14 protein-coding genes are annotated in these 22127 nt (G+C 37.7%); 5 read left to right on the top strand and 9 right to left on the bottom strand.

Annotated features, from left to right (window positions below; all coding sequences use genetic code 11):
* Positions 1–2448: SusC/RagA family TonB-linked outer membrane protein (locus O0V13_RS20130; protein ID WP_268036819.1), on the bottom strand; the 2448-nt coding region annotated here is incomplete at its 3' end.
* Positions 2445–3986: a TlpA family protein disulfide reductase gene (locus O0V13_RS20135; RefSeq protein WP_268036820.1), complete on the bottom strand. Its 1542-nt coding sequence runs from the start codon at positions 3984–3986 to the stop codon at positions 2445–2447. The genes O0V13_RS20130 and O0V13_RS20135, both read right to left, overlap by 4 nt.
* 803 nt (positions 3987–4789) lie before the next feature.
* Here O0V13_RS20135 and O0V13_RS20140 point away from each other — a divergent pair.
* Entirely contained in the window at positions 4790–5056 is a 267-nt protein-coding gene (locus tag O0V13_RS20140; RefSeq protein ID WP_268036822.1) for a helix-turn-helix domain-containing protein, read from the top strand.
* Between the two features lie 89 nt (positions 5057–5145).
* Positions 5146–5613, top strand: a complete 468-nt coding sequence (locus O0V13_RS20145; RefSeq protein ID WP_268036823.1) for a thermonuclease family protein — start codon at positions 5146–5148, stop codon at positions 5611–5613.
* A gap of 128 nt (positions 5614–5741) precedes the next feature.
* Here O0V13_RS20145 and O0V13_RS20150 read toward each other — a convergent pair whose 3' ends face one another.
* Positions 5742–6704, bottom strand: a complete 963-nt coding sequence (locus O0V13_RS20150) for a hypothetical protein (RefSeq protein WP_268036825.1) — start codon at positions 6702–6704, stop codon at positions 5742–5744.
* Between the two features lie 200 nt (positions 6705–6904).
* Between O0V13_RS20150 and O0V13_RS20155 the strand changes: the two genes are divergently transcribed.
* The gene (locus O0V13_RS20155; RefSeq protein WP_268036826.1) at positions 6905–11185 is read left to right on the top strand and encodes an NACHT domain-containing protein; all 4281 of its coding nucleotides are present in this window, start codon (positions 6905–6907) and stop codon (positions 11183–11185) included.
* Positions 11186–11321: 136 nt separating this feature from the next.
* Here O0V13_RS20155 and O0V13_RS20160 read toward each other — a convergent pair whose 3' ends face one another.
* From O0V13_RS20160 to O0V13_RS20185, 6 genes are all read right to left on the bottom strand, one after another.
* The gene (locus O0V13_RS20160) at positions 11322–11546 is read right to left on the bottom strand and encodes a hypothetical protein (RefSeq protein ID WP_268036827.1); all 225 of its coding nucleotides are present in this window, start codon (positions 11544–11546) and stop codon (positions 11322–11324) included.
* Between the two features lie 574 nt (positions 11547–12120).
* Positions 12121–12960 (bottom strand): hypothetical protein, encoded by an 840-nt coding sequence (locus tag O0V13_RS20165; protein ID WP_268036828.1) that lies wholly within the window; start codon positions 12958–12960, stop codon positions 12121–12123.
* A 223-nt stretch (positions 12961–13183) separates the two neighbouring features.
* The gene (locus O0V13_RS20170) at positions 13184–15349 is read right to left on the bottom strand and encodes a KAP family P-loop NTPase fold protein (protein ID WP_268036829.1); all 2166 of its coding nucleotides are present in this window, start codon (positions 15347–15349) and stop codon (positions 13184–13186) included.
* A gap of 10 nt (positions 15350–15359) precedes the next feature.
* Positions 15360–17960 carry a S8 family peptidase gene (locus O0V13_RS20175; RefSeq protein WP_268036830.1) on the bottom strand — a complete coding sequence of 867 codons (2601 nt, stop codon included), beginning with the start codon at positions 17958–17960 and terminating at the stop codon, positions 15360–15362.
* Positions 17950–18933 carry an AAA family ATPase gene (locus O0V13_RS20180; RefSeq protein ID WP_268036831.1) on the bottom strand — a complete coding sequence of 328 codons (984 nt, stop codon included), beginning with the start codon at positions 18931–18933 and terminating at the stop codon, positions 17950–17952. The genes O0V13_RS20175 and O0V13_RS20180 overlap by 11 nt, the downstream gene beginning before the upstream one ends.
* Positions 18934–19312: 379 nt before the next feature.
* Positions 19313–19456, bottom strand: a complete 144-nt coding sequence (locus O0V13_RS20185; protein WP_268036832.1) for a hypothetical protein — start codon at positions 19454–19456, stop codon at positions 19313–19315.
* 821 nt (positions 19457–20277) lie between these two features.
* Here O0V13_RS20185 and O0V13_RS20190 point away from each other — a divergent pair.
* Together O0V13_RS20190 and O0V13_RS20195 are read left to right on the top strand one after the other, a co-directional pair.
* Positions 20278–20793, top strand: a complete 516-nt coding sequence (locus O0V13_RS20190; protein ID WP_268036833.1) for a Pycsar system effector family protein — start codon at positions 20278–20280, stop codon at positions 20791–20793.
* Positions 20790–22127, top strand: coding sequence for a nucleotide-binding domain-containing protein (locus O0V13_RS20195; RefSeq protein ID WP_268036834.1), 1338 nt, complete (start codon positions 20790–20792; stop codon positions 22125–22127). Before O0V13_RS20190 ends, O0V13_RS20195 begins: the two co-directional genes overlap by 4 nt.

Consider the following 22127-nt stretch of genomic DNA (forward strand, 5'->3'; position numbering starts at 1 on the left):
CAGATTCAAAGTAGAAATACTGATATCATATCCTTTGGTTTGAGTAGATGCTGTATTTCCGGAGAAAGTGGTTATCCCTGTTGATGGGGCATAAGGAGATCTTCCAATCAAGTCCAAACCCTGCTTATTATACACTTCCAAAGTCCCTGAAATCCGGCCTGATTTACTTTCAAAGTCCAATCCCAGATTGGTTATTTTAATACGCTCCCATCTTAGATTCTCATTGGGTGGATTAATGATCTGCCCATAATTGACCTGAGTCAGATTGTTGAAAGTAATCACCTGAGCTGTGGTAAATGCGGTTAAACTACGGTCAACATTTCCATTATACCCATAGGAAAACCTGAGCTTCATAAAAGGCACTTTCTCCCAGTTATAAAACGTCTCCTCACTGAGGGTCCATCCCAAACCGGCTGACCATAAAGGCACGGCTCTCATATTGGAACTGACTCCGAATAGATTGGAAGCGTCTCTTCTTAGACTTGCTGTCAACAAATAGCGCTGTTTCCACTGCAAGGAGCTATTGGCAAATGCTGAAAGAAAACGATCGGTATACCTACCCATCCCATTGACATCGGGAATATTCAAGGTAGACCGTGGATTGGAAAAGCGGGCGAATTGGGTAAAGTAATCCACCGTCTGGGAACTTGCCAATTCCGGATTGTAGCCATAATAACGATTTGAAAAACTTTGGGACCGGAGGGATTTCAACTCCCCTCCTGCCAAAATATCCCATCTCCATTCCTTGAACTCCCTGTTATAATCCAGTTGTAAACGGGCAGAATGACTGGATCCCTGAAAGCTGTTGGTATTCAATATCCCTGCCTTCGGCACAGGGTAGCTCAACAGACCTGTTGAATCAACCTGTGTGTATAGATTGATCATGTTTCGAGTCTCATAGCTTTCCAAAGTGCTGAGATTATTGGTAAAGCTGCTTTTTTCCCAATACTGATATTTGGCAGACAAATTCAGTTCATCCCACAATTTATAGGACGCTCCCAAATTCAATCTCCAGTCCGAATTCTTTAATTCGCTGACATTTCGTCCAAACTCCTCCAATGGCTTATAGGCCCAATCCAACAATCCCATGGATTCAGCTTCTCGCTTGAAACTCTCCCTCAAATTGGTAGTCACTTCCAAAGGATTTCCTGCGTTATCGGCCAGCCTCGCATAGGGATAAAGAGGAGTTTGTGCGTTCATTCTCAAATCCTGAGGATCGAAATTCTGATCCGTTTTATCATTCTTGACTCCATAAAAGCTGAAAGAAAGCCTCAACTTATCTTTCATCATGCGGAAGTCTTCTTTCATGTTCAGGGTAATCCGATCTCCGGAATTTCCAAAAGAACCTTTTTTCAGATGATCATAGCCCAAACTTATTCTGTAAGCATGAAAATCGTTTCCACCCGAAAGCCCGACATTGTATTGCTGGTTGAGTTGGGATTGATAGATATAGCGATTCAGATCATTTCTCAGATCATAATTCCCCAAGGCAGCTATTCTGGTATCCGCTTCCTGCTCAGTAATCACTCCATCTCTAGCCAAAATCAGATTTTCAACTACGGGAGTTAAGCCTGGGTTATTAGGTGAATTCTCAGTGGAATTGTAATACCCGGAGGCAAATAGCTCACGCTCTACACCAATAAAATCTGAAACTGCCATCTTTGGCTCCCAAAATGCATCCGATGATTCTATCCAGTTGACATTCGCAGTCAGATCCACTTGCAAAGGCTGATCTTTCTTCCCTGATTTGGTAGTAATGACAATCACTCCATTTCCTGCCCTAGCTCCCCAAATGGAGGCTGCCGAAGCATCCCGAAGCACGGTGATACTTTCAACATCATTGGGATTGATATCTTCCAGACTTCCATCAAATGGAAAATTATCTATGACGATCAAAGGTTGGTTGAATCTCCCCAGGGTACTTCTGCCCCGAATGGAAATAGGATCTCTTCCCGCATCTCCGGTCTTATTAAAAATCAAGCCAGAGGTCACATCCTCCAATCTGTCCAGCAAATTGGTGCTGACCTTTCGCTCCAATAGCTCTTTATTTACCTGAACAAAAGAACCAGCGGCTCTTGACTCTGGTATATTCTGATACCCTGTCGCCAATACTTCCACTCCACCCAACTGGATATCCATTGCCAACAAATCAATCCTCAAATTTCCCGGATAAGGAAACTGAAGTTCCAGCTCTTTACTTTTATAGCCTAGGTAGGAAACTATCAATACCTGATTTCCATCCGGAATTGAAAGCTCAAAATCCCCATTTTCATCAGAAACAGTCCCTTTCACTGTCCCTTTCAGCAAGACGGATGCTCCTGGAATGGGCTCTTGACTTTGACTGTCCAAAACAGTACCCGATAGCACAGACTGCTGCGCAAACCCTTCTCTAATCCCGAGAAAAACAAGTCCCAGAACCAAAATGTATACTTTGATCAGATTTCTCATCGCTCACCATAAATTGTGTTGGACACTTTACTTAAAACCAGTACAAGAATTTCCTCCTCACTCAATTCCAGAATAAACCCTGCCTTTTCAAAGGCTGCCTTTAGCTGCTCTGGCTTGGAAAAATTCCCCTTCATATCCAGATCAATGGGATAATCAATCCCAGTCAGATCCATCAGGGGATAGTCAGACCTTTGTAGGGAAACCTGATTGAGTTGATAGATCAATCCTATCAATGGGTAATTTTTGATGGATGCCTCAAAAGGGCTAAAGCTGTAGGAGGCTTGATCAAAGGAAGAAGCTGGATACCTCTTTCCCTCCGGCAATCGAAGGGCCCAGACTTTTCTTTTTCTCAATTCCAGTTTGGCCTCAATCCCTGGAAAATAGCGATCCAGATCCTCCTGCATGATCTGGTACTGATCAACTCCGGGAGGAGCTATCAATTCATATCCAAAAACGTGATCTCCTTCTTCTCTCCATGCGATGTAATCCAACCCGGTCTTGGGGCTATCCAGCTCCTCTTCTCCAAAGCCCGCTAAAATCACCCGGTTCATTCCGATGTAATTGGCAAAATCCCGAGCAGAATAGGCAAATCGGTACAAACTCAACAAAGTCCTGTTGACGGCCAGAATATGAGCTCCATTCTCACGATCATCCATCAATGTTCCCGAAACCTCTGGGATATAGGAGGTCAGGGCCGATTGAAAGCGGATATTCTTGGAAGGAATCTGTTGGTTCCCACTGATGAGATTTTCATCTAAGGAAAATGGAATCCGCTTATCCTCCTTTAATCTAAAGGAAGCAGAACCAGTCCGAACCAGAAGCTCCAGATTCTCCTCGGTCAAATCCTCCTTTCCCGTCACAGCGATAATCTTTCCTTCTCGGTCCAAAATTACCAGATGGGGTAAGGTGATATGGGGAAAGAGCTTAGCCAGTCTTCTTTCATCCACCACCAGAGGCAGTGAAAGAGCAGCCATACTCGGATAGGCATCCAACTTTGCGTCGACTTTCTGGCCAGACTCATAGGTCACTGGTATAAACTGGATATCTGATTTAAATTTCTCCTGCAATTCATCCACCTTATACAAAGAGCCAGAAGAAGCCGAGCACCAGGTAGCCCAGAACTCCAATACCACATATTTACCCCGGTAATCCTCCAATTGCAATCGATCAGATTCATACTGCAACACCTTGTCAAATTCCCCAAAAGGTAAATAATCTCCGATCCCAAGGGTATCGGAAAAAGTGGAAGTACTCTCCCACTTTTCCGAATTCCCAGCGGGTGAGGCAACTTTGCCAAACACATCATTTATACTCCCTAACAGAATTGAAAGGATCAAACAGGCTTGAAGAAACCATTTTTGGTAATTAGGGATTGAGATATGCCATCCTTTGGCTGGTGAAATAAATCGAATCTGTCGATGAAATATGTCAGCAAAAGGCTGACGAGATAGAGAAACTAATCTCGATAAGGTCAAACTGCTTCTATTGAGAAAAGGACAGACCTTTCCCAGGAAGCATAGAAGTATTAATTTTTTCATGCTTTGAAATGCCCTAGGATTACAACAAGAAGCAAAACCAACACGGCAGACCTCTCCCAGCAAGCCCCAGGGACTTGGTTAAATGTGAAATGATTGGTTAGGAATAATCAGAGAAGAAACCTGAAACTTCCATGGCAGAAACAGATTCAAACTCCGATTCACCCCTGATTAGGTAGGATGGTTCCGCAGAAGAATACAAAAATTCCACAGAAGCAATCAGGGTAAAAAACTCCAATACGAAAGGAGTAGTGCTAAGCCTTATTCAGGCTGCTTAGGTTTTAGGGGATAGAGACGATCAACATCCACTATTCCCTCATACTCAAACAATAGGTTTATTCCGTAGAAAAACGGAAAAGAGCAAGCTGACCCAATACCAACAAAAGCAGTCCTCTCCCCTTTCCGGAAACTTATTCCCGGGAAGCTTGTAAATCCAGAAAAAATCAAGGTCCCTTCCATGATACTTGGGTTATTACAATAGTCCCAAAGAAAAAAGCCATTGGAGCAGGCCCTCTTTCTTGCTGAAACTGAGGTACGGCCAAGCACCTTGGAACAAGCAAGCGAGTAGCCCACGCCAATGGCGTGAGCATTCCCACTTTTGCCTCGTTCCTTTTTGAAAATTGGCCGTTTTCAGTTCTGAGACAGTAAGTGCGAATGCTGAGAAAGCCTAATTATTTTTATAAAATTACTTAAATGAATAAAAAAAACTAAGGCCTTTCACTTTATTCATTTGAAAGATAGTCCTTTTAATTAAATACTCCTAATAAGGAGTAATATTTTTTAGTTTCAATGGCTTGATTGCTTTCATGGCCGTTTCAAATGAAAATATATCCCAAAAAGAAGTCTTGTTAAAAGCAATTGGTGAAAGACTAAAACAATTAAGAAAGTTAGAAGGATATTCTAATCATGAAGATTTCGCTTTTGATAAAGGAATCAATAGAAGCCAGTATGGAAAATATGAAAATGGTAAATCGGATCTTCAAATTTCCACATTGGTTAAAATTATTAATTGTTTTTCGAATATGACCTTGGAATCATTTTTTAAAGGAATAGATATTCCAGATGACCTTTAATTGAAATTAAAAAGGCATTAATGCATAAGATGCCTAGTCTCTTAAAAAAATAAATTTTTTCACTATATTCATAGTAATATATTTTTGGTATGAAAAGAACAGTTCTAATCCTTTTCTTTTTTGGTCTTTCCTTTTACTCTTACTCCCAAGAAAGGCATGGTCCCTATAAGATTAGCAAATTTGTCGATGGGGATACTTTTTGGATAAAAGGCGAAAATGGAAAAGCAATAAAAATCAGATTGACTGGAGTTGACACTCCAGAGGTAGAATGGAAAGGACTCACATCTGAAGAACCATTTGGGAAAGAAGCATCTGAATTTGTTAAAAAGTTTTTGAAAGGAAAGAAAGTCCTACTAGAATATGATATCCAAAGGTACGACCGCTTTGGAAGGACGTTGGCTTATGTGTATCTTGAAGATAGTGCTTTCCTAAATGCTCACCTACTAGAAGTAGGTTTGGCACAAGTTGCCACTTTTCCTCCTAATGTCAAGTATGTGGAGCTATTTACTGAGATTCAAAAGAAAGCGAGGGAAGAGGGCATTGGGATGTGGAGATAGGATTGGTTGAAAATAACAAACCCAGAAAGACGGAATAGTCCAGAGCAGAGGTGAATCCTTATTGAGGATGGAAGAGAATGATTTAAAGCTTTTTAGCCCAATTGACTAAGGATTGGAATCACCTAAGGTTAACTAATCTTACTCTTAGAATACATTTTTGGCCAGTCAAGCATGAAATTCATGCTATCGTAGTGGCCATTAGTTTTACCTGAAGCCTCGATTATACCAGCATATAAACCAGCACCGATTGCGGTTTTCTCCTTATTGAGTGGATGTATAAAATCAGACTGCTGCTGACGCTGAAACACCGGAAGCACTTCTCCAATTTCAAAAAATGTATTACTATATGGCACAGGCTGATAATAATCTTCGATATTCAGATTTAGGCTTGTAGTGAGCTCATGTTTTTCTAATACCCGTTTAAAAAAAGTTTTCAAGAACGAATTGTAAAGTTTATCCAGTTTCTCGAAAATCAGCAGTTCACTTTTGCCAATCGATACATTAGCCATCAGATCCAGTCCATTGATGACAAAACGCAGCCCATAGGAAACCTCAATAAAAATTAATAATGACTGAAATACGTCTACTTGATTGCTGAAAAACGGCCGTGGTGAGAAATTAGTTTTATGGAAGTGGATCTCCTCGCCAATGTTCCTGTCATGAAAAATCTCATTTCTAAATCGCACGAATTCATTCACACGGGCGATTAACCCAGATTTTCGCATTGCTTCACCCTCAACTTCCAAAATATCAAACAAGAACCCGAGCCGTTTACCAATCGATTTCGTACTCAGTTCTTTTGTGAAATTTTGATTTTGCCGCAAACAGATAATCTTACAAATACAATTAATAAAAGATTCTAAGGCTAAAAACCACAGGGCTATAGAGACATTAGATCTGCGGCCATTGTTGACAAAGGTGTCTTGCTGTTCCAGATCTTTAATATCTTCCATTGTACTATAAAAAGCGTGGATAGCATAAATAGAATATGACATCTCAACCGCCTTATCAGGCCCATACTTCTGCCACGCTAGATGCGGTGCCAAATACTTGTTTAACCGAAAATCTTCCAGATTTTTTGTATTTCCCATGTGATCGTGAACTTAGGGTTTAAAATGCTTGACTTGACGATGAATATTGATTTTACGACAAAAGAACAGTGATTAAATCATTTTTACGCTTTTTTTACTGAATTGACTATTTTTGAATAAACCTACCTATTAGCGATTACAAGTCTTTTGAGAAGGTTCTTTTCAATACATTTTAGGGATTTAACCAATTATACGCTTATATGATGGACGAATGGATATCCCTTGTCAATAGATATAAAACAGCTGGTGCCCGCAGTAAATTTGAAGAAATCTGTACCCGGGTATTCAAACATAAATTTAAAGGGGAATTCGTGAAATCGGTACGGGTTAACATCGGTGACGGTGGAGTCGATGTATTTATTGGTGATATAGAAAATAAGCCGATAAAGGTAATCCAGTGCAAGTTTTTTGTTAATGGCATTGAGGGATCCCAAAAAGCACAAATAAGGAAATCGTTTAGAACTGCTATAAGTTCAGCTGATTTTCAGGTCAGCAATTGGATACTCTGTGTTCCGGGAAAGTTGAGCATTCAAGAGCACAAATGGTGGGCTGGGTGGAAAAACAAGCAAATGAAGTCCTTTGGGTTGCCAAATGATTGCATCGAACTTATGGATGGGGCCGATCTTATCGATGAATTAAAAACTTCCGGTCTGTATGATGAAGTCTTTGAAATAGAAATCAAAAACGCAGTGCGGGAGATTCACAGCGCTGTAGTCGGAAAAAAGTTTGACCTGAATCAGGAAGTTTTGTCTGCTTCAAATTACATTAAGAATCTCAAAAATTACTTTTCAAAGGAGAAGCTAGCCCATATTGAGAGACCAGCAGTTCAGGAAATTGTAGCTTGGGTAAAAAGGGATCTTCCTGGAAGGGATGTTTTAGAAAAAGTGCTCGTTGTCAAAGGCAAAAAAGGTGTTGGTAAAACAACAGTTCTACATGATGTCTACTGTCATTTGACAAATGAACAAGAGTATGTTGTTCTCGCACTCAAATGTGACCAGTTTTATGATGTCAACTTGAACGGACTTTCCCAGCAGTTGTTCACAGATGTAACATCATTCAATGATCTTTTTAACGTATTTCGAGACAAAGGCGAAAAGTTTGTTGTAGTACTTGACCAGCTTGACGCATTGTCTCAGACCTTGTCAACAGACAGGAGATGGTTGCTGACATATATCAAGCTTATTCAGGAACTTCTGAAGCTGCCAAATGCAAGAATAATTATCTCGACTAGGAGTTTCGACCTTGAGTATGATGCCGATCTGAGAAAATTTAATAATACAAAAGTTATCAAGCAGATTGAGGTTGGTAAGTTGTCTGAGAAGGAAGTAACAGATATTTTAAAACTGCTTAAAATTGAAGCGAAAAGTAAATTGTTGATCGAACTGCTTACCATACCTTATAATCTTGAACTTTTCACTAAGATTCCAAATTTGGAGCAACTGTTGCAGAAACAGTCCAGAATCTCATTAACTAAACTCTATTCCGAATTGTGGGGTCAAGTGATGACACCGAGGGGACTTTTACTCACTGAATGCCTAAATGCAATTGTGAAAAGGATGTACGAACAGCATCCAAATCTGATAGAGTTGACATATCTTGAAGAATTCAAAGCTGAAATAAGTTATCTAGTTTCTCATGAAATTTTGGTACAGAACGGAAATAAACTTTCTTTTTTTCATCAATCATTTTATGAGTATTATCTGGCTCGATGGTTCGTAATCTCCGAGAAAAATCTAGTCGATTATATTTTTGAGGAAGGCCAGAACCTGTATATCAGGTCTTTGATCAAGACCGTTATCGAGTACCTTAGGGAGGCTGACCATCATAAATATATAGAGCTCTATAAAAACATAATCGGTCAAAATCAGATAAGGTATCATATCAAATACCTATTTGTACTTGAACTTGGACTTGTAGAAATTCCATCCCAAAAGGAGAAAGAGTTCGTATGCGATATGCTAGCGAATGAATATGGAAAATTGTTTCTTGACTTATTTAATTCAAAAGGTTGGATCGAATTTTTTATTTCGAATGATCTGCTCAACGGCAATCACGATGATATTTACAGAATTCTTCACCGTAACATAAATCATAACCCAAACCTACTTATAGAATATCTGAAGAATAGCAATTTTGAGGAAAAAGAGAAGTTAATCTCATATATTATACCGAGTGTCAAAAACTGGGAAGTAAACCTTATACCCTTTTTTGATAACTACTTTTCATACGATGAAAACACAGAACTTTGGTATTTCGAGACCCTAAAAAAAATAGCACCTTTTGATCTGGGATATGTATTTGGAAAGCTAAAGCCAGTAATATTGGAAACAAAAAGTCGTACTGAACGTTTTCGGTTCGACTATCGCTTTGAAAGAATTATTGATAACCTGTATCAACAAAACCCTCAAAGTACCGCTGAATTTTTATTGTCGGTGCAATTAGAAATTCTGGAAGAAACAAAACACGCCTATTATTCTGAGTATTTAGGAATTACCTCCGAATTGCTAGGTTCCTATCAACTTGATAATGGCCTGTTTTATAAAGACAGCGAAGATGAAAAATCGATAGATTTTTACCTGCTTAAGTATTATAGCACGTCCGAAAGAAGTGAACTTAAAGAGGTTTTCCAAAAATATTCTACGACGAACTACGTTCTTTTGCTCACTCTTATAGCAAAATTGATGAGGGATAGGGCTAGTGAATTTGTTGAGGAAATCTTCCAACTACTATTGATCATCGAATCCAAGAATGGTTTGATGGGGTTAGATGATTTTTTTCAGCTAAACATTCGTAGAATGATTGCAAAAGCCATATCCTTTTTTGATCCAGCACAATATCAAAGGGTTAAAAATCTACTACTCAATATCTCCCATCCATATGAGATATGGAAATATGAAGAAAAAGGCAAGAAGAAATTTAGTCTGAACATCGGCCGAAAAAAATACTTGTTTTTAAAAGCACTTCCGGAAAAAGTTCTGGAAAATGATCATGAGTTGGAACAATTATATCTTGTGTTGGAAAGGCGTTTTGGACAAATCGATCATAATAGAGCCTTGGATAGGAACAAAGGTAGGTTTGGGGGTGTAGGTTCCCCATTATCAAATGCGAATTTTAACAAATTCAGTTTCGATGCCTGGCTGAAAAGTATGCGGAAGATTAATGAAAATTTTATTTCTGAAGATTTTTTCAAGGGAGGTTTACTTGAGCATTCGAGATCTTTTGAAAGCGCCGTGGAAAAGCGTCCAGAACATTTCTATGGCTTTATTGCTCAGTTGTTTAATGAGTCTAATATATCTTTTAGTTATATCTCTTATGGCATATCTGCATTGATAAAAGCAAAATATGACGCACAGAAGGTTGCCGAACTCGTTAGAAGAGAAATTAAACTAACATTGAATACTGAGTTTACTATTTACGCAATTAGGCATATAGAATACTTAATCAATACGAAGCAGGTTTCAGAAGATATAAAGGATTTCTTAGTAGACATTGCCAAATCAGAAGGAAATCGAAATGATGTACTGAACCCTAATCACCCGATTTCAGATTTTATCAATACACCAAGAGGGTCAGCTATTTACAATTTATTTTACCTTTTCGATTATCCAAAGTACAAGGAGGATGTTCTTTCCACGATTGAATTCGTCATTGATCCAAAAAACAGCCCATCAACTACGATTTTGGCAGGGGTAATGTCTCAGCTTGCATACTTGAACCACTTTGATATCGAACGTTCTTTTGCCATTTTCCAGCAACTTATCGCCCTGAAGGATTCACATATTCTAAAATACTCCATCAATCCTGCACAGTATTTTAACAATAAGTTCCATGATAGGATGGGTTTTTACTTTACGGAAATGTTGTTGCACGAAGAATTATTTGATAAATGCTACTTCTTTGTAACTAGTTGGATTTTTGAGCATATTAATGATTATAAAATGTATGACCATTTTATGGAACTTGGCCCAAAAGCAATAAAATGTGCAATTGATGTCGCTGAAAGTCTTTTGATAAGAGATGGCATTGTCGATCAGAGATCAATGCAAGTTTTGGAAAGATGTTTGTCACATACCGAATTCGATCTTTCTCACGAATTTTCAGGGCTAATACTTAGGGTGTTTAAAATTGAAAACTTTGGAGAGCTTTATACCTTCATAGAAAAATACATTGCTACCGAAAAGTTTAGTAACGATCCTAGATATCTGCTAGAGTTTTTGACAGAGTGTTCATCTCTGTATCCTAAAGAATGTTTGGATCTATTAGTAAAAATGAATATTCCAGAGAAGGTTGATATCAGTAAGAAAGCCTATCTTGGCGATGAACCATTGGTTCTGGTATTAGCAATATATTCTAGACTGAGGCTTGAACCTTTTAAATACCGAGACGAGCAGAAGACTGCATTAGACTGTTTCGATAAACTTCTTGGCATTCCATCAATAAGATTTAAAGCACTTGAAGCTATGGAAAATGTATTGAATTAAATACTATAAAAAAGAAGCCTCGATTGGGTGTAGTCACAATATTCTCGGCACTGGGTGGGATTTGTAATTCCACCCTGGTTTCCGAATCTACTTTCAATTGGAAATCGCTCTAGACAATATTCCAAAAACTCATCAATTACATCAGATCCACATAAGCAAAAGACTGAGGAGGTGCAATCCCAAACGATTCTTTAATTCCCAATGGCTCCCTGTACTTTTTAGCCCTTTTTACTTCTATAGCATATCCTGTATCCTTACCACTGAAGTATTCGCGATAAAAGTCCCCCTCTGGGCGTAGTTTCTTCTCATCACCTCTTAAGTTCAATTGGACGCTGGGTGAAGTTTGTAACTTCACCCTCATATCCTTACCAATTTGCAATTGGCTTTCTACCTCACCCCTCCCTCTTCCCAATACGCTGCACTATCGGGACAGGCTCCCCGCAATACTGCGGGTCAGGCATTTAGAAGAAGGTAATTGTTTTGTGCTATCATCCAGACATCGGTATCAAATGGTGTTTGGTGGGTTCCGGATTTAAGTCTGAAAAGAGAATATAAAAGTTGGCTTTGTCTTCAGGTGATTAAGGGCATTGGTAAGAAAGAAAAAAAAATAATACGAGAACATACCATGTACAGGGGATTTTTCAGAAAAATAGAAGGAAATGTAGCCTTATTTGGTAAATCAGCAGAGTTATTCACATCCTTTTTCATCCTTTTAAAAAGTAATAGAAGTCGAGGTATTTGATCCTTTTCTAAATCAAGAATGCGGTGATGGGTCGACACCTTTTTCTGTCTGTCACGTTTGATCATTTATTTTATCTAACTCATAGGTTTAGGTATTTCAGCCATGGGATTAAAGTTACCGTAATCGAAAATGTTTGCCAGAAAAACTGAATCATCTATCAGAAGGGCAAAAAGCTTCGGAATATCACCGAAAATTAAATATCATTAAATTCCTCTTCATCAAAATCTATAAAATTTAAATTTTCTCCAATAGTATTTAAAATTTCCATTCTATCTTTTCTCTCTTTACCTTCCATATCATTATATCGGGCAAGAAACTCATCGATTAAACTTGGATCTTTACTACTATTTAAAAGGAATTCAATGTAATCGCCCATTGACCCGTCCAGTTCTATGGGTTTCATTTGCTTTAAGTAACTAAATATAGGTTCTGTATTTTCTAAGGAAAGGAGATAAATAAGGATTTCCTTCTTAAAGTTCAATTCATTTTCAAATGTGAATTCCTTTTGGAGAAAAATCCTATATGCCTTTGAAGAGGATTCTATTTCAGTAGTATATAAATTATGATTTCTCGAAGTTTCTCGAATAATATCAAACAAAATTTCTGATACTCTAATTAACGCCTTTCCAAAATAACGACGCATCTGATCCGTGATTGGATCTGGATAAAACCCTTCGTAGGCTATTTTCATTTTTAGACCTTCGCTAATGTATTGCGATAGGATATACCTTTCATCATTATGGTCTGAAACAGAAGAAATCCCAAACCTTCTATACCTATAAACCTTGTAAAAATCTGCTAACAAATGAAGAAGTCTATTATGATCTGGGCCTAGGTTGAAATCGGAAAACTTCCTAATTCGCTGCATCAGTTTAAAATGATCATGAGTTTTTAGAGCTTCTTCAAAACTGCTTTGGTCAAGAGTATCATTATGATCACTTAAAATAATAGCTACTTTCTGAAGTCTTTCAATTCCTACTGCAGCATTATAAAGCACTTCGAAACATTCATATTCTTTATGAAAATTTCTCATTCCACTCAAATGAAATAAAGCATTGTATAGAAAAGCCCCTGAAATTTGGAACTCCTCCCCTAGATTGAAATTCTTCCAAAAGTCTGAAGGCTTCATACACTATAATTTTAATAACTAATGGATCAATAACATAAAATCACAAATTCACCTGATAATAAGACTGTTATCGTCTGAGTAGGACAAATTTTTAAATCACTTGATTTTAACTATCTTTTCTCTAATCTCAATCATATGAAATATCATCTTTATTCAGCTCATTAATATCTTTTTCCAAATGAACCCTCTGAAACCAACCTACCAACTGTTCATCAGTAAGGGCATCACGATCAGAAGTAGGTTCGAAATCAGATTGGTCTCCATATAACTCGAGAGACATGGAATAGAAAAAATCGATGTCTACGACATTCTTCAACAAATTATAAAATGCCTCACTGAAATTCGATTTATATGTATTTCTTCCTTTCTTGCTTCCTCCATATGAATGAGTTGTCTGACTAAAGGAATATAGAAGTTTGATAAAATTCTCATCGTCAGATAGCAACCAGCCTTTTATCTCTTCTTTGATACCATTAGGATTCACTTGAGAACCAATTTCTAACAAGTACCTAAAATGTGGATCCTCTATAGATTCATACAATTGGTCTAAACTTAGCTCGCTTCTGCATCTTTCATAAAGCACCTTTGAGACATGTCTAAAATCAGAGTCTGTAAAAAGTTCCGGTCGTGAGCCACCATCACTTTTAGGGTGTAGGGTTCTCCATATTTCAAATGCAAAATTCAAAGGAATAGCTCTTTTCATCAATTCATTCCCCAGCAGAACTCTATTTTCTGGCTCTTGATTTTCCACACATTTCTGTATAAAATAGGCGATCTGTTGAAAAGGAGCCATGATTCTAAATCCTCCAGAATCTACTTCAGGAAAAATATCGCCAATCAAACTCAGATTTAATGCTAGAAATCTTTTTTGTGCTTGTGTAAAGGAATCTTCTAAAAATTGGATTTTCAATGCTACATCTGTTTTATCTAAATCTGAAAACAAGTCATTCAAACTTCCAATTTTAGTAATAAAATCAACCTTACTAATTTGATCTAGAATACCATCAAATAGAACATCAGAAATCTCTCCTTCTAAAACTACAAAAGAAAAGTACCGTTCAAAGTATCTACCAGAGCATATTCGTTTTTTCTCATACCATTCACGCCATTGTGAGTCGGAGAAAGAAGTAAAGCCAAAAACTGAACCTAACTGTGGAAATATCGATTTTAAAAAATCCTTTAATCCATTGCTTATTTCTTGGGGATACTCCTCTAAGTGCCTTTCTATTTTTAATTTAGCGTCCTCTTTCTTTTGAAAGTCATCTCTTCCATTGGAGCTATATGTTCTATAAGTATTGGCAAAAAGAGAAGAATTAGACCTGATGAAATCATATAACCCAGGAAAAATTACTTTTATTCCTTCTATCAACAAAAGATCTACCAGATTTACTTCACCTTTTAATAATGGAATGGTAAAAGAAATTGAGTTTGCATACCTAGCCGCAACTCTCGGAGTGACTATAAGTCTAAGTATGTACTCATCAAATGCAATAATGAATCTCTGATGCTCATCCTCTTCTAATAAAATTTCATTGGAATCAAGTTCAGCAAAAATAGAATTGAGGGTGTACTTCTTAACTGCTGAGAGTTGAGCTTTTGGTAATCGTAATGGCAATTGGATGATTTTTTCAAGATAATCGTACCCACCTTTTGAATAGGAGGAGTCCAAAGCTGAAGCGACCAATTCACTATCGAATGAGAGTAAATATGCAGTGTTTTTAAAATCAGCGACCAGTTTGACTAGTCTGAAAATACTCTGAACTTCTGTATTACTCAGCCGGTCAATATCATCCATTACTACCACCACTCTCTTTCCTGAATTTTCCAGTACTTGATTGATTTTCCCCTTATAATCTTCAATGGAAATAGTTGAAAACTTATTACCAAGATGCTGGAGAAATCCTTTAACCCCAGAAACTCCGACCAAAGAACCTGCAGCCCCAATTGCATCTGCATAATCTAAAAGCTTCTTACCTATTTTTTCTTTTTTCCCTTCAAAGGAAACATTCAGCCCATTTGCTAGAACAGAAAAAAATGTTTTTAACAGTTGATCCTCATCCCTAAAAAGCCAAGGATTGAAATTTATCACAACTATGTTTGGATCTAGGTTGAGTTCTTCTTTTATGAAATTTAAAACAGAAGTTTTCCCCTCACCCCACTTCCCATAGACTCCGACCACGAATGAGTCGTTCTTGTCATGCCCTTTAATTACAGATGCAATTTGATAAGCAAAAGGATACCTCTGAAAGGCATCATCTTCTCTCTTCGAAACTGGAAGGTCTGTTTTGATCATTTCATAAGCATTAAGTTCTTACCTGAGTTTGGATAGCGGCTTTGATTTCTTCGTAGATATCAACTTCTAAGGTGTCAGGAATTTCTAAGGTCACCGCCAGCCCGTATTTAATCCTTTTCCAAAATTTAAGCTCGGAGTCAGAAGCATCCTTACGGCAATTAACTTTTACAATCATAAACCCACCTTCGATAAAAGCATCCGCCCGAGTACCTTCATAGACTTGGTGCTGTAAGGTACCTCGACTTGTTTTCTTGAAATCATACATACCATCGTCTAAAGTGATATCCTCATTATTCCTGAAATTGGAAAGGTAGAGATGAGCTATCCGGTATTTATTTGACCATACATTGCAGGGTGAGAACCATGCTAGAGTTGTGACCAGTTTTTTCTGAATGACCTGTGAAGAGATAGAGGCAGGTAATGGAAATTTGAAAAGATGCGCACTTTGTGATTCATTCCAAGTCAATTCTCCAACCCCAATAAGTGTCACTCTATGTGCAGTACAATAAAGGACACGAGCTCCATTTACTTCACCATAGCCGGTATAGGCGACGGTTCTTGCTTTAACTTGATTATTTGGTACAGATGGGAATTCTCCAATCAAATCTCGGAAAAGACTGTAATAATCTCCCAGATTTGCTCCGTGGGTAATCAATGCCTTGACCAGCACTGGAAAATAGGATTCATGTATTTGTTGACCCGGATCGGACTCTTGGTTTAATTGGACCAAAATTTCCATTAAATTTCCAGCCAAATGCGTTGTCTGAGCGGCTGAAAACGTAGTCCCAAATTGATAAGAAAAATGATTGATTTTTCCTTCAACACCTGGCGAAGCTACTAACACACCAGGAGGTTGGTCATTGCCATTTGGACCAAAAAGAAGATTAACATGATCAGTTCCCCGATCTGCCGGGACTCTTCTCATAAACACTCTCCCGCCAGGCATGAGAATATCCGGTTTTACTGCCCCATTCATTCCCCAGCCAAATCGGGAATAAGGAGCTAAATATCCATGATTGTCAGTAAGATTAATTCTTGCAAAAAACATTGGATCACTAGGGTCGATTTCAGCCATATCCTTATTCAATGCGCCTACTGTAAGAGAGTTTATGGATTCAGCGGGTGAAAGAATTTTCCGATTGAAATCCTGTCTCAGCATTTGATCTAAAAAAGAATGTTTACCTTCAGCCGAGATTGGATTTCTGAACTCAGCGGGGTCAATGGTGAATTTGATCGGGTCTCCGAAATTGCCGGCACTGACAATAAAAAGAAGGTTATATTCATAAGTTGCCCAATCTAAAAACTTTGCCCAGGAGCTCATCTCTTTTCTGAATGGACGGTATCCATCTCCAAGTGAGAGATTGACCACTTTTACCCTCGGGGCAATTGGCGCCTCTTGATGGGTACCTTTAACCATTCGGACAATGGCACTATGCAAAAGATCAATGAGCAATCTATCCTGAGGAAATTCTTCTCCATTGAAACCATTATAATGCATGACCGGTCTTGCATATATAGGTCGAACGAGTGATTGTTTTTCTCCATTCCAATCCCCATGACAAATAGTCGATGCTACGGCTGTTCCATGTATTCTAGATCCAGCAATATATTTCGAAGCAAATCCATCTGGATCATCCACTATTAACCGCCCTCGAAGCAATTCATGATTTTCCAATGGTAAGCCATCAAACAAGGCCACGAAAGGATCTCCAAAAGGTTCTTCGGCCCTCAATTCAGTTTCGAATTCGAAGGTTTCATAAGATTGCAAGCAGACCTTTGCCTGTCCCGGAGGCCGGAAATACAACACATGAGATGCTCTCAGAAATCTTACGCTGGTTTGATTGGTGATATTTTCAAATGAAGAAGTCGGGGCATCAGCCAAACATGCGAAATACCGAATGGCCATCAAATCAACCTTGGAACCTTCAATAATGCTGCCGCCGACTTCATTGATTAAGGTTCGGAATTCTTCAAAGGCTATATCTCTTCTTTGCTTGCTTTCCGGATAGGTGAATTCAACTTCAAAACGAACACTGTCCTCACCCATTTCTCTTATTCCCTCCAAGTATTGGGGCATTCCAGTATCCTCCAATCTATCCTCTACAGAATAGGGCCTTACGTTCTTTAATTTCTTGAATAAGTCTTTGAATTTGGCAAGCCCTGAATCAAAAGTAGCCTCCCTATTTTTTTCAAAAATCTTCCAGAGCCTTATGATTTCATCAATGGACTTTTTGTTGACCATGGAAACAAAAATGCGGCCCTTATACTTTTCATTATCACCTTTGTAAAAATCTTCATCCGGTTCAAACTCCTCCAATTGTTCCTTTAAAAAGAACATTCCAGGTACTTCTTTGATAGCTTTGTAAAACTCATCTATAGAACCTGCTACTTCAAAGACGACGATATATTCAGTAAAAAATCCTTCCGGCTTAAGTGAGAGGCTAATCGCTTCTTTTTCGAAGGTATCCTTGAGGGTTTGCCATCGTCGCCCTATTCTTTCCTTTTGCCTTTCATGATCAGGAAGATGGATGCCAGAATTCCCGGAACCTAATGGTTCCCTTGTAGCTACACCCGGAGTTGGGAAAATTAAAAGCGGTTTTTTATCTGCCATTTAGATCGGATTGATGCGTGTGGTATGTCAAACACTCATCTACGATCTTTTTGATGTTCACTTCTGGAAGAGCTAATATATACTTCCTTTGGATGTCCAAAACGAATTCTTCCACTTCTGAAAAACTTAATCCTACCAGTTTGGATGCTATGGTAGGAAGTGGATGCTGTAAAGAATATTTAACCTGTGATTCAAAATTTGAAAGCCATTGAACAATCATTGGCTTAGTGGGTTTATTTAACTCAAGCTTCACTTGGAATCTGCGCCAAACTGCCCTGTCCAAAAGTTCTGGATGATTGGTGGCGGCTACGACTACCACATAGGAAGGCAGGCGGTCTATCTGCATCAATAAGGAGCTTACCACCCGCTTGATTTCACCTGTCTCATGCTGATCCCCTCTCTCCTTGCCTATCGCATCAAACTCATCAAAAAACAGGACACACTCCTGAGTTCTAACAAAATCAAACATCTGCTTCAGTCTAGTAGCAGTCTCTCCAAGATAACTTCCGATGATCCCATCATATCTAATGACATAAAATGGGATCATTAATGATTGGGCTAGGGCTTCTGCCAGCGATGTTTTCCCATTTCCAGGAGCGCCTGATAGCAGTATTCTGCTTCTAGGCTCAAGATTGTAAGAACGAAGTATATCCGCACGAAACTGCTCCTGAATCACTTCATCCATTTTCAGCCTGTTGCCATCATCGAGGATCAAATCATTCAGATTTTTCTCTGGGTGTATGCGAAATAGGAAGTTTTCGAATTTCTGGTTTAAAAGTGGGTTGGTGTTCCGTAAATTCTGGGAGGATGAAAAAGCCGGATTGCCAAGAACATCTTCAAGCTGGCTTGCCAAGACATGATGTTGCTTACTTTTTTCTTCGGCAATAATAGATTCAGCCACCCTCCGAAAAAGGGTGGAATCGCCTGTAGAACCTGCTTTTACCAATTTTACCAGAAGATCAGCTCTTGCCATTTTAACTATTATCTCGCTTTTTATATCACGAACTTACAAAGTTCTTACCATTAGAAGAAAACTGCATCCTTAAGCTAGGCAACTTGTGTCAGAAAAAAAATACCCAGTATAGGGTATTTTCCACCTTAAAATGTGAAAAAATAGAAAAAACTAAGTTCTATATCGCCTGTCTAAACTTTATTCCCTAATCCCTTAAATCACTCGGCTTGATAAAAACTCCCCTAGAAGTAAAACCCTTCTCTCCTTCCACCAAAACCAGAAATTGAAGATAAAGCTTCTTTGCTTCTAATTCCGGAATCCTATTAAGGAGAGACATATGCTAAATCGGTATTATACTCCTATCCATACTCAAACACGTTTGATAGTTTAGGATTTTAATTCACTTTCCCGGCTTATGCTTATGAGGCTTCAATGACGGCGTATTACCTGGGGTATCCTTATTATCCCTTTGTCGTCTATCAGGCTGACCTGTAGTTTTTGCAATTCTTTTTGGACCTGGTTTGATTCCGTTTCTATTGGCCATAGTAGTTTTTGTCTTAAAGTTATAATACTCTAAATCTACCCCTTACAATCAGGAATATCTAGTCGAAAATTCAATTTTGACGCAAAATGTCAAAGATAGATAGGACCCTTAGGTTCTGTTTAAAACAAGGCTTTTCCTACAATCCACTTGGTTTACTTTTTTCCTGCCCCTTTGGATTTCCTAGGTCCAATTTTGACCCAAAAAGTATCTTTTGAACCGGATTCAATAAGTGGGATTTTGCTCAAAATTAATACCCTCCGATTTTGTCCTTTCTGGAGCCAACAGAAATCCGTCCTTTGAAACAAAATCAAAAACACTCCTGATTAGCTAGAACCAATGATTTTCACTTTCCTCTGACTTGTAAACATTGTGTCCTAACCTTACTCAGAAGTTTGATTTATGTTTCATGTAAATAATGTAGGTCATCGAAGTGCAAACCATCATAGAAATTTTAATTTATCGCAATTGGGGAGTAGGAATCCCTTCTTTCTTCCATTTTGTCCTTCAATGATAAAAGGATCCTTTCTTACTATGAAACCTGGAAAAATAATGATACCAAGTTGAAGAAAATCCAATCCCATCAGCGAATCCGAAAGAAAAAAATTACAGCATATTATCAAGGCAACCAAATCCTAATTAATCCATATCTACCTCCTCCTCATAATACACATTAAAATTGTGACAATCCTTGTCAATCAGCTTCCAATACAAATGACTTTCCCAGGGAAAATATCGATCTTAAGTCTTTAAAATTTAATTGAAAACCAGAATACAATAGCTATTGATAGGTAAGATTAGAGTGAAAGTTAACTAAAACTAAAATGGATAATTCAAAGAAAATAGAACAACTGAGATTTGTAATTAATAGATTCGACCATTTTACAGAAGGTGCAAATAGTAAAGGAAACTTCCTTTTGGCCTTCTGTGGTTTAATTTTTGGTTTTATTGCATCAAATTTCAAGGATATCATTGCTTTCAATGAGAATGCTTTTCAGACAGGAACGAGTTTTCTTCTAGTTTCATTATTGATCTTAAGCTTGATATCCATTTTCCTAATAATACTTGCTGTCTCCCCCTTCTTAAAGAACACCAATTCTAGCAGTAAAAATTATCATTCTCTTATATTTTTCAATTCTATTGCAGAAACGACGGAAAAAGAATTCATCTCCAAGGTGAAAAATCAAAAAGAAAAAGAGCTGATTCATGACCTATCCAAACAAGCGCATATAATCTCTAAAGGACTACAAACGAAGCATTCTAGAATTGGATGGTCTCTAAAATCATTGATTTTTCAATTGTTCTTAATTCTGATCATAATAATAATTAAATCAATATGAGCTTATTTAATAACTACAAAGAAAGCCTGAGTCATGTATTGGGAGATCAACAAACAAATTTTCAAAAAGATTTGAATTTTCCTTATGCAATTCTAAATCTAAATGAAAGGAAATACTCTGGAACAACAACCCTTTCCATCCAAGAAAGATCCCAATCCCTTCTTCAATTTGATTCGAATCAGTTGATCAAATATTTTGGCCCCAACCAAAATTCCTTCTCCAATGTTTCGATTGGTAACCATCCTGATTTTCAACACTTGGGGGAAAACCAAACTTTAAAACATTATTGTATTTCAATGTTTGTTGACATAAAAGGCTCCACCAGGTTAGCTTTAAAATATCCTCTTGAAAAAGTAAGATTAATAAAAGACACTTTATTAACCTTATGCATTAATGTTATTACACATTTTGGAGGTCATGTTCATAGACTTCAAGGTGATGCAGTTTTTGCACAATTTGTAAGATTTCAAAAAAATCCAAATGACAGTGTTATAAATGCCTTAAATACTGCATGTGTCTTATGCCAAACAGTTTCAGAAGAATTATCTTCTGCTTTTGAAAGTTATGGACTTGACCCAATAAAAATTCGGGTGGGTATAGATTATGGGAATAATGAAGAAGTCCTTTGGTCACATTATGGGATTGCAAAATGCAGTGAGCTAACCACCACTAGCCTTCACACTGATTTAGCAGCAAAGCTTCAAAATAACGCTTCAGTAAATTCGATTCGTATAGGTAATAATCTTGTAAAAGCGATCTCAATTAAGGATGAGTATCTGACAATACCGACTTATATTAAAAATGGAATTACCATTGAAGACAAATACATTATTCAGTCATCAGGATTTACATACAAGCAGTATGATTTTAATTGGAAAAGTTATTTGAATAGTTTTTCATTTTATAAAAAAGGGGGGAATGGAAAACTGGAAATCGTTAACAATCACTACACTTTAAAAGCAAGTATTTGCGATGAATACAACGGGCCAGAAACTCACCCATATTTTGAAAACAACCATTCCATTTTAAAGGATAAATACATCAAGTTTCAATTACATTTTAACAACCTTCCCTATCATAAAAAGTCATTTGAGAAAATTACATGGGAAGCCAATAACTCTGGAGAAGAAGCTAGAATTGCGGAGCAAGTACAACATGATTTTAATGGTGAATTTAAAGATAAAACCTATTGCATTGCCCATACGGGATTTCATGGAAATCATTATTTAAAGTGTAGCATTATCCGAGAACATTCAGATAATATTATCCTGAAATTCCCCCTTTATGTTGACGATAAACATTTCAAAAGTGAGGGGCAAGTCCTTTCTTTTTAA

Source organism: Algoriphagus sp. PAP.12, from assembly GCF_026652115.1.
Classification (GTDB): Bacteria; Bacteroidota; Bacteroidia; order Cytophagales; family Cyclobacteriaceae; genus Algoriphagus.